Annotated in this window: 13 protein-coding genes; 7 read left to right on the forward strand and 6 right to left on the reverse strand. The window is 44.6% G+C overall.

Annotation, left to right across the window (positions count from 1 at the left end; all coding sequences use genetic code 11):
* Nucleotides 1-18 precede the first annotated feature (18 nt).
* From gatB to gatC, 3 genes are read right to left on the reverse strand one after another with little or no spacing between them, the layout of a single operon-like run.
* A complete protein-coding gene (gene gatB, locus ACNQO6_RS05275; protein ID WP_440208297.1) occupies nt 19-1,488 on the reverse strand; it encodes an Asp-tRNA(Asn)/Glu-tRNA(Gln) amidotransferase subunit GatB in 1,470 nt (489 codons plus the stop codon).
* Nucleotides 1,488-2,966 carry an Asp-tRNA(Asn)/Glu-tRNA(Gln) amidotransferase subunit GatA gene (gene gatA / locus ACNQO6_RS05280; protein ID WP_440208298.1) on the reverse strand — a complete coding sequence of 493 codons (1,479 nt, stop codon included), beginning with the start codon at nt 2,964-2,966 and terminating at the stop codon, nt 1,488-1,490. Before gatA ends, gatB begins: the two co-directional genes overlap by 1 nt.
* Nucleotides 2,967-3,019: 53 nt before the next feature.
* Nucleotides 3,020-3,337, reverse strand: coding sequence for an Asp-tRNA(Asn)/Glu-tRNA(Gln) amidotransferase subunit GatC (gene gatC, locus ACNQO6_RS05285; RefSeq protein ID WP_004652310.1), 318 nt, complete (start codon nt 3,335-3,337; stop codon nt 3,020-3,022).
* 133 nt (nt 3,338-3,470) lie between these two features.
* Here gatC and ACNQO6_RS05290 point away from each other — a divergent pair, with 133 nt between their 5' ends.
* From ACNQO6_RS05290 to ACNQO6_RS05315, 6 genes are all read left to right on the forward strand, one after another.
* Nucleotides 3,471-4,511 carry a rod shape-determining protein gene (locus ACNQO6_RS05290; protein ID WP_004775309.1) on the forward strand — a complete coding sequence of 347 codons (1,041 nt, stop codon included), beginning with the start codon at nt 3,471-3,473 and terminating at the stop codon, nt 4,509-4,511.
* Between the two features lie 17 nt (nt 4,512-4,528).
* Nucleotides 4,529-5,386, forward strand: a complete 858-nt coding sequence (gene mreC, locus ACNQO6_RS05295; RefSeq protein ID WP_004775307.1) for a rod shape-determining protein MreC — start codon at nt 4,529-4,531, stop codon at nt 5,384-5,386.
* Nucleotides 5,373-5,864 (forward strand): rod shape-determining protein MreD, encoded by a 492-nt coding sequence (mreD, locus tag ACNQO6_RS05300; protein ID WP_440208299.1) that lies wholly within the window; start codon nt 5,373-5,375, stop codon nt 5,862-5,864. The genes mreC and mreD overlap by 14 nt, the downstream gene beginning before the upstream one ends.
* The gene (locus ACNQO6_RS05305) at nt 5,852-6,412 is read left to right on the forward strand and encodes a Maf-like protein (protein WP_343578720.1); all 561 of its coding nucleotides are present in this window, start codon (nt 5,852-5,854) and stop codon (nt 6,410-6,412) included. Before mreD ends, ACNQO6_RS05305 begins: the two co-directional genes overlap by 13 nt.
* 63 nt (nt 6,413-6,475) lie before the next feature.
* Complete coding sequence (rng, locus tag ACNQO6_RS05310; RefSeq protein ID WP_004775302.1) at nt 6,476-7,930, forward strand: ribonuclease G; 1,455 nt, start codon at nt 6,476-6,478, stop codon at nt 7,928-7,930.
* Nucleotides 7,931-8,065: 135 nt separating this feature from the next.
* Nucleotides 8,066-8,239 carry a PA1571 family protein gene (locus ACNQO6_RS05315; protein WP_104021909.1) on the forward strand — a complete coding sequence of 58 codons (174 nt, stop codon included), beginning with the start codon at nt 8,066-8,068 and terminating at the stop codon, nt 8,237-8,239.
* Between the two features lie 35 nt (nt 8,240-8,274).
* On the opposite strand, the gene ACNQO6_RS05320 is transcribed toward ACNQO6_RS05315, so the two are convergent.
* Together ACNQO6_RS05320 and ACNQO6_RS05325 are read right to left on the reverse strand one after the other, a co-directional pair.
* Nucleotides 8,275-9,663, reverse strand: a complete 1,389-nt coding sequence (locus ACNQO6_RS05320) for a WS/DGAT/MGAT family O-acyltransferase (RefSeq protein WP_343581512.1) — start codon at nt 9,661-9,663, stop codon at nt 8,275-8,277.
* A 186-nt stretch (nt 9,664-9,849) separates the two neighbouring features.
* Complete coding sequence (locus tag ACNQO6_RS05325; RefSeq protein ID WP_440208300.1) at nt 9,850-10,581, reverse strand: phosphoadenylyl-sulfate reductase; 732 nt, start codon at nt 10,579-10,581, stop codon at nt 9,850-9,852.
* A gap of 172 nt (nt 10,582-10,753) precedes the next feature.
* Here ACNQO6_RS05325 and thrH point away from each other — a divergent pair, with 172 nt between their 5' ends.
* The gene (gene thrH / locus ACNQO6_RS05330; RefSeq protein ID WP_004652299.1) at nt 10,754-11,371 is read left to right on the forward strand and encodes a bifunctional phosphoserine phosphatase/homoserine phosphotransferase ThrH; all 618 of its coding nucleotides are present in this window, start codon (nt 10,754-10,756) and stop codon (nt 11,369-11,371) included.
* 78 nt (nt 11,372-11,449) lie between these two features.
* Here thrH and ACNQO6_RS05335 read toward each other — a convergent pair whose 3' ends face one another.
* Nucleotides 11,450-12,679 carry an OmpP1/FadL family transporter gene (locus ACNQO6_RS05335; protein ID WP_440208301.1) on the reverse strand — a complete coding sequence of 410 codons (1,230 nt, stop codon included), beginning with the start codon at nt 12,677-12,679 and terminating at the stop codon, nt 11,450-11,452.
* Nucleotides 12,680-12,859 lie beyond the last annotated feature (180 nt).

Consider the following 12,859-nt stretch of genomic DNA (forward strand, 5'->3'; position numbering starts at 1 on the left):
TTTTGAAATCAGATGGTATTAACCAATTAATTTCTTCATTAATTCATTCACTTGAGCTGGGTTGGCTTTACCTTTTGCCGCTTTCATAACTTGACCAACAAGACCATTAAAGGCTTTTTCTTTACCAGACTTGTACTCTTCAACCATTTTTTCATTGGCTGCAAGCACGTCTTTGATAATCGCTTCAATCGCGCCGGTATCGGTTTCTTGCTTTAAGCCTTTCTCAGCAATGATGTCATCTGCAGATTTTCCTTTTGCTTCCCACATAAAGCCAAATACTTGCTTCGCAATTTTACCGTTAATGGTGTTATCCACGATACGTGCAATCATGCCACCCAACTGCTCAGCAGAAACAGGCGAGTCCGCCAATTCCAGGCCAGCTTTGTTTAAAGCACCTGAGAATTCACCCATCACCCAGTTTGCAGAGACTTTACCTTGTTTCGCACCGCCCGCAGCAGCCACAACGGCTTCGTAGAAGTCAGCCATTTCGCGTGACAGCGTCAATACATGCGCATCGTACTCAGTCACACCGAAGTCAGCGATAAAGCGCGCACGGCGTGCTTTAGGCAGTTCTGGAAGGGCAGCACGTGCCGCTTCGATCTGCTCGTCAGCAATGATCACAGGCAATAAGTCTGGATCAGGGAAGTAGCGGTAGTCGTTCGCTTCTTCTTTTGAACGCATTGAACGAGTTTCCATCTTGTTCGGATCGAACAAACGGGTTTCCTGATCAATCTCGCCGCCGTATTCCAAGATTTCCATTTGGCGTTCAATTTCAACATTGATCGCTTGCTCAATGAAACGGAATGAGTTGAGGTTTTTCAACTCGCAACGGGTACCAAATGGTTGACCCGGACGACGCAACGACACGTTACAGTCGGCACGGAATGAACCTTCTGCCATGTTACCGTCAGAAATACCTAACCAACGCACTAGCGTGTGAATTGACTTGATATAGGCAACTGCTTCTTCAACCGAACGCATATCTGGCTCAGATACGATTTCAAGCAATGGCGTACCCGCACGGTTTAAGTCGATACCCGACATACCTTCGAACTGGTCATGAATCGATTTACCTGCATCTTCTTCAAGATGGGCACGAGTCACACCAATACGCTTCACAGTGCCATCTTCAAGCTGAATGTCGATATGACCCAAGCCCACAATTGGATTGTCCATCTGGCTGATCTGGTAGCCTTTTGGTGAATCTGGGTAGAAGTAGTTCTTACGTGCAAACACAGAGGCTTGGTCGATATAGGCATCAATCCCCAAACCAAAGCGAATCGCAAGATCAACCACTTCCGCATTCAATACTGGCAATACGCCCGGCATGGCCAAATCAACAAGGCTGGCTTGTGTATTTGGGTCTTGACCAAATTCAGTCGATGAACCCGAGAAGATTTTAGACTTGGTCGCCAACTGCGTGTGGATCTCGATCCCGATAACGACTTCCCAACCGTCAATTAACTTTAACTTTTGAGCTTCAGCCATTATGCATTCTCCTCAGCAATTGCCGCACGTTTGCTATGCCAGTCTGTGTTTTGTTGATATTGATGCACAATCGACAGTAATTGTGATTCTGACCAGTAGTTACCAATCAACTGTAAGCCCACAGGCAAGCTGTCTTTATCAAAACCAACCGGTGCGTTGATGGCTGGTAAACCTGCCAAGTTCACAGCAAGCGTATAGATATCGCCTAAATACATTTCAGTCGGGCTGAGGTTGGCTCCGATCTTATAGGCTGTGGTTGGTGCAGATGGTGCAGCAATCACATCAACATTTTCAAATGCTTTCAAGAAGTCTTGCTGGATCAAACGGCGAACTTTTTGTGCTTTGACATAGTAGGCATCGTAGTAACCCGCAGAAAGGGCATAAGTCCCGATCAAGATACGACGTTGTACTTCAGCACCAAAACCTTCTGAACGTGAACGTTTATACAAGTCCATCAAGTCCACAGGATTTTCACAACGGTAGCCATAACGGACACCGTCAAAACGTGACAGGTTCGAAGATGCTTCCGCAGGCGCGATCAGGTAGTAAGTCGGTACATAGGCTTCTGTCATGTTGAGATCAATCTCAACCAAGATTGCACCCATATCTTCAAGCTTTTTCAATGACTCTTCAACGCGTGCTTTTACATCTGCGTCTAAACCTGCAACGTTAAAGTACTGTTTAGGAATACCAATGCGTAAACCTTTTACAGCCGTGCTATTTAGGTTCGCCACATAGTCATCGACTTCTTTGTTGATCGAAGTCGAGTCTTTGGCATCATGACCTGCAATCACATTCATCAAGTAAGCACAGTCTTCCGCAGAACGTGCCATTGGACCGCCCTGATCCAGTGATGATGCATAGGCAATCATACCGAAGCGAGATACACGACCATAGGTCGGTTTCAAGCCGGTTAAGCCACAGAATGAAGCCGGTTGACGAATTGAGCCACCTGTATCGGTGCCTGTCGCAATCGGTGCAAGATCAGCTGCCACAGCCGCTGCTGAGCCACCAGATGAACCACCCGGTACATGATCCAGTGCCCAAGGGTTAGACGTTGCACCGATGTAAGAATTTTCAGAGGTTGAACCCATGGCAAATTCGTCCATGTTCACCTTACCTAAAGTCACGAGGCCCGCGGCTTTGGCTTTTGCAACCACGGTGGCATCATAAGGTGAAATGAAGTTATCCAGCATTTTTGAACCCGCAGTGGTCTTAATGCCTTGGGTACAGAAAATATCCTTGTGGGCAAGAGGAATACCCGCTAGCGCATGTGCATTGCCTGACTTCAGTGCCGCATCCGCCGCATCCGCTTCGGCCAGTGCCTGCTCTGCGGTGACGGTCACATAGCTTTTTACTTTAGGGTCAATTTGGGCAATACGCTTTAAATAATGTTCAGTCAATTCACGTGATGAAAATTGGGCTTGTTTCAGGCCTTCAGATAGTTCACGGATTGATAAGCGATGTAAATCTGTCATATGAAAAATTTCTTTACATTCTAAATATAAAATATTGACTAATCGAATAAAACTTATTCAATTACGCGAGGTACGAGGTATAAGCCTGCTTCAGTAGCAGGGGCGACCGCTTGATATTCATCACGATGGTTGCTTTCAGTCACAACGTCAGCGCGTAAGGGTTGCGGGTTATCAAATGGGCTCTTTAAAGGCTCAACATCATCGGTATTAATGCCTTTCAAGCTTTCCATCATGCCAAGGATTTTATTTAAACTTTGAGCATATTCAGCAGATTGCGTGTCATTGAGAGATAAACGTGCAAGGTGTGCGATTTGTGAGACCGTTTGCGCGTTTAAGTCTGTTGTCTGCTGAGCATCTGATGATGTAGACATAACTTTACCTAATTCAGTATTAAAAAATTTCAAAATATCGTGCGTTATAATAAGCGATTGACTTGTTCAAATCATCACATTTAGTTAAAGTTGCCACCTTGTATTCACACAAAGTTTAATTGAGAACGCCCCCGTGATTCTAAAACGACTAATTGGCTTGTTTTCGCCGGATTTAGCCATTGATTTAGGTACTGCAAATACACTTATTTATGCACCAGGCCGTGGCATTATATTAAATGAACCAACTGTTGTGGCAATTCGTCACAGTGGTTCACAAAAAATTGTTGCCGCTGTAGGTCTCGATGCTAAACAAATGTTAGGCCGTACACCAGCGAATATTTCAGCGATTCGTCCGATGAAAGACGGTGTCATTGCTGACTTTGAAGTAACTGAGACCATGTTGAATCAGTTTATTGGCAAAGTGCATGAAAAGCGTTTATTCCCACCAGCACCACGTGTTGTGGTGTGTGTGCCATGTAAATCGACTCTGGTTGAGCGTCGTGCTATTCGTGAGGCTGTATTCAATGCAGGCGCACGTGATGTCCGCCTAATCGAAGAGCCGATGGCGGCTGCAATTGGCGCAGGTATGCCGGTTGAGCAAGCCTGTGGTTCGATGGTGGTTGATGTCGGTGGTGGTACCACTGAAATCGCAATCATTTCATTACAAGGTTGTGTATACGCAGATTCATTACGTATCGGTGGTGATGTATTTGATGAGCAGATCATCAACTACGTTCGTAAAGCGCACGGTTGTGTGATCGGGGAAACCACAGCTGAAGTGATCAAGAAAGAAGTGGGCATGGCTGTTGCTGATGGCAAGACCCTCGAAATTGAAGTTCGCGGACGTAATCTGGCAGAGGGTGTACCTCGCGCGATTACCGTGACTTCTGATGAAATTACCCAGGCGATTGCTGATCCATTGCAAAGCATTGTCAGTGCGGTGAAATCTGCACTTGAACAAACCCCGCCTGAATTGTCTTCGGATATTGCAGAACGCGGTATCGTGTTGACTGGTGGCGGTGCATTACTGCGTAACCTTGATAAATTACTTGCACAAGAAACAGGCTTGCCTGTGATTGTTGCTGATGATCCTTTAACTTGCGTTACTCGTGGTGGCGGTAAAGTCTTAGAGTTCTTTGACAATCCAAACCATGACATGCTTTTCGTTGGTTAAATCATAAGGACGAGGCGGTGCAACCGAATCTTTTTTCAAGACAACCGCCATCTTTTCGCTCATTTGTCATTGCGGTCATTACATGTCTGGTGGTGCTTTTCTTTGATTGGCGCATGCCCTATGTTATCCAACCCGCAAGGGATGTCTTGTATGCCGCGTATAATCCGATTTATGCGCTGGCAAGCTATCCTGTACTGTCGCGAGAATGGCTTAACCAACAAACCAAATCCGAAGCCCAATTGCGCCGTGAAAATACGGCCATGCAGGCTGAACTCCTTCAGGCACAAGTCCGTCTACAAAAGCTTTCAGAACTTTCTGCGGAAAATAACCGTTTGAGAGGGCTATTGGATACCCCATTGATTATTGATGGACGTATGCAGATTGCTGAAGTGATTGGAACCGATGCAGACCCGTTACGACATATTATTATCATTAACCGTGGTTCGGTGGATCATTTAAGAACAGGTCAAACTGTACTGGATGATAAGGGGATTATGGGGCAGATTATTAATGTCTATCCACATAGTTCACGCATTATGCTGCTCTCTGACAAGGAACACTCATTGTCGGTACGTTTAGAGCGTACGGGAATGCGAGCCATTGTAACGGGAACCGGTGATTTGGGGCAACTCAAAATGGAATATGTGCCGACCAGTGCCAATATTCAGGTTGGGGACAAAGTCTTTAGCTCCGGGCTTGGTGAACATTTTCCAGCGGGTTATTTAGTGGGTACGGTATCAAAAGTCAGCCGACATACCTCGGGTGAGTTTGCTGAAATCGATGTGGCACCTGCTGCCCAGTTGGCAAGTGGTCATCATGTGGTCGTATTATTCTCGGAATCTTTAGCGCAGGAGCAACCTTATGCCGATCGCTAAACTGAACTATGAGAAACGTAAAGATCCACTGTTGATGATTATCCTGTCAATTATCATTGGGTCCGTGTTGATGGTCTATCCGATGTCTTATGAGGCATCTGGATGGCGGCCGTCGATGATGTTAATGATCATGCTGTTCTGGATTCTCTATCAGCCCGTCTGGTGTGGCGTCTGGTTTGCCTTTGGTATGGGGCTTTTTGCTGATTTACTGCTCGATGCACCTTTTGGCTTAAATGCATTGAGTTTTGTACTGATTACCTTTGCAACACGTTATTTGATTCGTGAGCGTCGCATTCTGACCTTTGGAAACTCATGGGTGATTGCGGTACTTGCCATTGTTGCGCATATTACCTTTCTCTGGATTAGCCAGACCATTGCCGGAACACATTTTTCGATTGCGCGTCACTGGCAACCTGTGGTGACAGGTGTGTTAGCATGGCCACTGGTTTATTATTGTTTGCATAAATGGCGCATATAATTCTTGCATCAAGCTCGCCTCGTCGGCAGGAGCTGCTCAAGCAACTGGGTCTGGACTTTGAAATCTACAGTCCGGATATCGACGAGGCTGTGCAAGATGGGGAAGCGGTTGAACACTATGTTGAACGTTTGGCCAGAGCCAAGGCGCAAGTTGTTTTAGACCGGTTTCCTGACGCAATTGTGATTGCGGCTGATACCAGTTTAAGTTTTGCGGGCAAGATTATTGGGAAACCGGAATCAAAGCAGCATGCTTTTGAAATCTGGTCAGCACTTTCCGGACAATGGCATGATGTCTACTCTGGTCTATGTGTTGCGACTTCTGCACAGATGCTCAGCACCGCTGTGCGCACTCAAGTCGAGTTTCAGCAACTGAGTCACGCAGAAATGGAAAAATACTGGGCCACTGCTGAGCCGATAGGAAAAGCTGGTGGCTATGCGATACAGGGAATTGCTGCACAATATATTCCTCAAATTCGGGGCAGCTACAGTAATGTAGTGGGTTTGCCTCTATACGAGACAGCACAGTTATTAGAAAGGGTTAAAGCCTAAGTATTGGAATACTGGGGATAACACTTTCGGATATAAGAATTTTTATAAAGTTTTGAGTTTGTTATGGCAGAAGAGTTGCTGATTAACGTCACGCCGATGGAATGTCGTGTGGCATTGATTGAAAATGGTACGGTCAATGAACTATTCGTTGAGCGTACTGTCAAACGTGGGTTAGTGGGTAATATCTACAAAGGTAAAGTTGTGCGTGTCCTGCCGGGGATGCAAGCAGCCTTTGTTGATATTGGTTTATCTCGAACCGCTTTTTTGCATATTAATGATATGGTGTGGTCGCGTTCGCAGCCCACCCCAAATGTTTTTGAGTTATTACATCCCGGGCAAATGCTGACGGTTCAGGTCATGAAGGACATGCTGGGAACCAAAGGTGCGCGCCTGAGTACAGATCTCTCTATTCCTTCGCGTTATCTGGTGTTGATGCCATATGGTAATCATATTGGTGTGTCTCAGCGGATCGAATCTGAAGAAGAGCGTGACCGTTTACGGGGCATTATTGAAGGCATTCAGGCTGAACATCATTTGCCGGGTAGTGTGATTGTGCGTACTGCCGCAGAAGGGGTGGATGAAGCCGCGATTGCACAGGACATGTGTTATCTCAGTAAGTTATGGGAATTTATCCAGCGCAAGCAAAAAGAAGCAGCAACAGCTGAACTGATCTTTGAAGAATTACCTTTACCGCAACGTATCGTACGTGATCTGGCCAGTGATGAAACGGCGAAGATTTATGTCGATTCACGGGAAATTCATGGCAAACTCAGCGAGTTTGTGGATGAGTTTGTGCCGACCATTCAAAACCGTCTGATTCATTATCCGGGTGAGAAGCCGCTTTTTGACTTGTATAACGTCGAAGAGGATATTCAGAAAGCGTTGCAAACCCGTGTCGCGCTTAAGTCGGGCGGTTATCTGATGATTGACCAGACCGAGGCTATGACCACCATAGATGTCAACACAGGCTCTTATGTCGGCGGACGTAGTCTGGAAGACACGGTATTTAAAACCAATATGGAAGCTACGCAGGTGATTGCAAGGCAGTTACGTCTGCGCAATCTGGGTGGCATTATCATCATCGATTTTATCGACATGCAGGAAGCCGAGCATCGTGAAGAAGTGATGCGCCAGTTTGAACGCATGCTTGAACGCGATCACGCCAAGACCAAAATTACCCAGGTTTCCGAGCTTGGTCTCGTAGAGATGACGCGTAAACGTACACGTGAATCTTTGGAACATTTACTCTGTGAGTCATGCCCAACCTGTCAGGGGCGGGGATATGTAAAAACAGCGGAGACAGTATGTTACGAGATATTTCGAGAAATTCTACGTTATGCCCGTGCATTTGATTCCAAGGGTGGCTTTACTGTCGTTGCCCATCCGGCGGTGATTGATCGGCTATTAACAGCAGAAGCCCCAGCTGTCGCGGATTTAGAACATTTTATTAATCGCGTGATTAAATTTCAGGTGGAAAATCTGTATACGCAAGAGCAATACGATATCATTTTAACCTAAAGTTGTAACAAGATTTCGCTTAATCCTTGTTACAACTGAAATTTTACTTTCTATCATGAATTTTAAATACTAGAACCATAGAATGAGCCATAGGTACTTTTGGGTACCTTAGCAAATAATATGAGGTATATAATGATGAATGTAACTGAAAGATTAGTGAGTCACGGTTTTAAACACGTTTTAGATAGCACCCCTGTAAACACCTGCTACATGGTCGACAGTCAAGGTAAAGAAGTTCAGATTACCACAGCAATGATTCGTTCAGCCTGCCATCAGCTCTTACAGCGTTGCCGCACAATTAAAAAGTAAGGGGCTAACGAAAGCCCCTTAATTTATTCTGAGATTTAATTTACTGCTTTCTGAGGTTGGGGCAAGTCTGAAATGGCCTGTTCAAAACGTTGAATTTCCTCTTCCAGATGCGTCAGTAAATTCTGCATTTTCGGTAATGCATTACGACAAGCGATCAAACCAACTTCTAGCTTATCCAGATAACTTGTCATGGTGATATTGAGCGCCTGACCATCCATCACAATTGATGCCGGGTAGAGTGCATCTAGTTTGGCACCATTCCAGTACAGTGGCTCACGCGGGCCGGGAACATTGGAAATCACAAGATTAAAGGCTTGGCGTTTAGGTAGCATACCTGAAGCAATATTTAAACCCGCCGGTCCATAAACAACCGCGCTATAGTTCAAAATTTCATTGGCGGTCATACGACTAAAGCGTTGTTTGGAGTTCTGTACGCTGCGACGAATAATGTCCAGACGTTCAATCGGATCTTCGATATGGGTCGCAAGATTTGCCAGAATCATGGTAATACGGTTGCTGACATCGGAATCATCGGTACGTAAAGAGGCCGGCACCATCGCAATCAGTGGCTTTTTCGGCAAACTGTTATGACTGAGCAGATATTCCCGTAAAGCACCTGAACACACCGCCAGAATCACATCATTCAGTGTCACCCCTAAGGACTTGGCAATACGACGGAAGCGTTCCAGTTCAAATGATTGTGCAGCAAAACGGCGCGAAGAACTGACGCGCTGATTCAGGATGGAAGGCGGCGCCTGAAATGTTGAAACATAGTCCGGATTTTTGCCCATCTCTTTAAAGATGGTTTGCGAAAGTTCCTGCATTACCTTAGGTGCAACTTCAAGCTGGGACTTAATTCCTTCCATCACCCCTTTAATTTTGCTCACAGTCGGCGGTTTAGGTGCTTTCAGACGCTTGGTCCGTTTACCTTCGACACACCATAACGGTACAACATGCTTTTCATTTGGATCATGTGAGAGTGATTTTTCAATCAGGCGCATTCCTGCAACGCCGTCCACCATGGCATGATGAATCTTGAAATACATGGCAAAACGGTTGCCTTCAATACCTTCAATAATGTCACAGGTCCAGAGGGGCTTGGCACGGTCAATCAAGGAACTATGTTGCTGAGAGATATACACCAGTAGTTCACGGATACGCCCAGGATTCGGTAGGGCAATGTGACGGAAATGGTGATCCAGATCGAACTCGCTATCCTCGCCCCAGAATAAGCCATTCAGTTGATTATTAAAGGGCGGAACAGGAATACTTTTTGACTGGCGAATTTCATTGACTAGATCGTGTACAAACGTGGGTGATGCATTTTCTGGAAGCTCGAATAAAAACAATCCGCCTACATGCATAGGCTGTTGCCTTTTCTCTAGCGAGAGAAAAATAAAATCAATGGGGTGTAGTGGGCGCATAGCAGATCTAGCCTCTCATCGCATTTTTTCTAAGATACTCTCGAAGAGCTCTTATTAGAATTATTGGAACCGTTCTGCGCAGTATATACTGTTTGTTCTGGTTAAAATATGACTTTAGACAAGCGAGTCAGGAAAAATAAAACCACTGACGAATCAGTGGTTTTAATATACCAAATCTGTAATTGTTTACTTTTTAAGGTTGCCTGCGTGTAGGCCACATTCCTTATGTGTTGCCTCTTCCCACCACCAGCGGCCTTCACGTTCGTGCTGATTTGGAAGGACTGGGCGGGTACATGGTTCACAACCAATCGAGATAAAACCACGTTCATGCAATGGGTTATAGGGGATTTCCATCATGCGGATATAACTCCACACATCCGCACTGCTCCAGTTCGCAAGCGGATTGTATTTGATCAACTGTTTGCCTTCACCGGAAAAACCTACATCGGCTTGAACGACAGGCACTTCACTGCGTGTTGGGCTTTGATCTTTACGTTGTCCCGTAATCCAGCCATCCAGTGTTGCCAGTTTTTTGCGTAATGGCTGTACCTTTCGAATACTACAGCATTCCTGATGCCCATCTTCAAAAAAGCTGAACAAGCCTTTTTCATTCACCATGTGTTGAACAGCTGCTGATTCCGGGAAGCAGATTTCGATATTGATATTATAGTGCTTACGAACTGTTTCTATGAATTGGTAAGTCTCGGGATGTAAACGTCCGGTATCCAAGCTAAACACACGGAAGGGCTTACCTAGGCGTGATGCAATATCAATTAACACAACATCTTCTGCACCTGAAAATGAAATTGCAATTTCACCTTCCTGGCTTAACGCAAGTTCTAAAATTTCTCGTGGCGATTTATCTGCATACTCGGCAGCGAGCGCATCTACAAGGTTAATAGTAGGAATAACAGTCATGAATGTTCCTGGCGATAGGCTTGGGCACAATTGTAAATCATTCGAAGCAAAGCAGTGTGCTTGTCGTTGATTTCATCATGCAGAATAAAATCATTTTATTCAACAATAGCGCAAAAAATGAATAATCTTAGTGCTATGATACAGCAATTTTTAACCAACATTGGAAGCATTCATGGAAATCGTATGCCTAGATCTTGAAGGGGTTTTAGTTCCAGAAATCTGGATCAACTTTGCAAAAAAAACAGGGATTAAAGAACTCGAAGCAACTACACGTGACATTCCAGATTACGATGTACTAATGACGCAACGTTTGAATATCTTAAAACAACATGGTTTAGGCTTAAATGATATTCAGGCAGTCATTGCAGATATGGGGCCCTTTGAAGGTGCCAAAGAGTTTGTTGAATGGGTACGCACGCATTTCCAGTTAATTATCTTGTCTGATACTTTTTATGAATTTGCACATCCATTGATGAAACAGTTGGGATGGCCAACCATTTTCTGTCATAAGCTTGAAACTGATGAAAATGGCATGATCACCGCATATAAATTACGTCAACCTGATCAAAAGCGCCAAGCGGTCAAAGCATTACACGGCTTGAACTTCCGTGTCATTGCAGCAGGTGACTCATATAACGATACCACCATGCTGGGTGAGGCGGATCATGGCTTCTTGTTCGATGCACCAGCCAATGTCATTGCTGAGTTCCCACAATTTCCACCACTACATGGCTATGAAGCATTAAAACAAGCGATTCGTTCTGTATCACAACGTGATATTCCAGAATAACAAATCCATCTGTTTGCTTATTTTAGAATTTTAAAATAATAAAAGGCGCTTAAAGCGCCTTTTATTATGCATCAAGCATTAGAACTTATAGCCAATTTTTAAGCCGTAGGCGATCGCATCATTATTTTCAAATTCAGCCACATAACCTGGTGTATTAAATTGAGAACCTGATTGCGCTTTGGCATCACCGAGCCAGAAGTATTTCACTCCACCCGCAATAAAGGTAGAAGGTGTAGGACTATATTGCACACCTAGGCCAACATTCCAGTAGCCTTCAGTTGGACCTAATGTGGTGACGGGGTTACCCGCGCCAGAGTCCCAACCGACAGAGAGGTTGCCTGCCCATTGGTCATTGAGTTTATGACCGACACCTGCTGTAATCGAGTATTGATCTTCGGTATAGGCCACCAGATCGAAACCGTCTTTTTTACCTGTATTCTTTACAATGTCTGATAAAAGTGAGGCTTCGCCAAACTTATACGGACGAATGGCAAAGTCTTTCCAGTTGACCCAGCGGAAGTTAGCGAAAGCAATCGTGTTCTCCATGATTCCGGTTTGAAAGTCTAGGTTAACTGATTGTGGTGTAGTGATTTCCGTTTGCCCTTCAGTATTGTTAATTTGAGTTAAACCAGCATTGAGCTCTGCTGATGGTGTCATTCCCGCAATACCATGCTTTTCATAAGCATTCATTTCATGCTTGATCTTGGCACGGTAAGTTAAAGAAGCCTTGAGTGCAATCTCAGGAATTTGATAAGCAATCCCGGCTAACCAACCTACTGCTTCATCACGACCTGTTTTAAAATCATAGCCGCTGTATGCACTATAGCTTTGACCACGTAATAATACGGTACTGTCTAAGGTTTGATAAACCGCGCCTGCATACAGGTTCCAGTTTTGATTCGGCTGATAACCGAATAACAGGTTTAAATTTTCAGTATCTACGGTAACTGATGTGCCACCTTTAAATGGAACAGGGCGGCTTTCAATAAAGTTACTATGACCCGTATATTCTGCATCGGCGCCATAAGGCTGGTCATAGATCAAGCCAATCGAGAAGTTGTCGGTTGCTTGAATTTTTAAAGCTGCATTTGGCGAGTAGTAATGGTTCGCCATATTGCCTGTATTGTTTTGCGAGATATCTTTACCTGATACATTGGGATCAAGAATGGTAATACCCGCTTCAAAATAATTGTTTGGTTGTAGGAATGCTGCAATTGATTGGCCCGAGCGATCCAGTGCTGCGGCAAATGTTGTCGTTGTTGGAACCAAGCTAAGTAGAAGAGCCGTTTGAATAGCATTCAGCTTCATTAATATGTTCTCTCAAATCACTTTGTAACAGAATGGCGCGAAAAGTATCATAATTTTTATGGGCTTAAATATTTTACAAATGTCAATAAATGAACTGGCAAGGTCACCAAAAATACTTGAGCATTCACGTTTTCTATTGACGAATTCTGTATGGGGAGCGAGCAATGATACATATCTATT

It is taken from the genome of Acinetobacter calcoaceticus (genome assembly GCF_051947995.1).
Taxonomy (GTDB): Bacteria; Pseudomonadota; Gammaproteobacteria; order Pseudomonadales; family Moraxellaceae; genus Acinetobacter.

Coding starts and splice junctions, on each gene's coding strand:
- gatB (WP_440208297.1), bottom strand. CDS start 1,488: ATGGCTGAAGCTCAAAAGTTAAAGTTAATTGACGGTTGGGAAGTCGTT.
- gatA (WP_440208298.1), bottom strand. CDS start 2,966: ATGACAGATTTACATCGCTTATCAATCCGTGAACTATCTGAAGGCCTG.
- gatC (WP_004652310.1), bottom strand. CDS start 3,337: ATGTCTACATCATCAGATGCTCAGCAGACAACAGACTTAAACGCGCAA.
- mreD (WP_440208299.1), top strand. CDS start 5,373: ATGCCGATCGCTAAACTGAACTATGAGAAACGTAAAGATCCACTGTTG.
- ACNQO6_RS05305 (WP_343578720.1), top strand. CDS start 5,852: ATGGCGCATATAATTCTTGCATCAAGCTCGCCTCGTCGGCAGGAGCTG.
- rng (WP_004775302.1), top strand. CDS start 6,476: ATGGCAGAAGAGTTGCTGATTAACGTCACGCCGATGGAATGTCGTGTG.
- ACNQO6_RS05315 (WP_104021909.1), top strand. CDS start 8,066: ATGAATGTAACTGAAAGATTAGTGAGTCACGGTTTTAAACACGTTTTA.
- ACNQO6_RS05320 (WP_343581512.1), bottom strand. CDS start 9,663: ATGCGCCCACTACACCCCATTGATTTTATTTTTCTCTCGCTAGAGAAA.
- ACNQO6_RS05325 (WP_440208300.1), bottom strand. CDS start 10,581: ATGACTGTTATTCCTACTATTAACCTTGTAGATGCGCTCGCTGCCGAG.
- thrH (WP_004652299.1), top strand. CDS start 10,754: ATGGAAATCGTATGCCTAGATCTTGAAGGGGTTTTAGTTCCAGAAATC.
- ACNQO6_RS05335 (WP_440208301.1), bottom strand. CDS start 12,679: ATGAAGCTGAATGCTATTCAAACGGCTCTTCTACTTAGCTTGGTTCCA.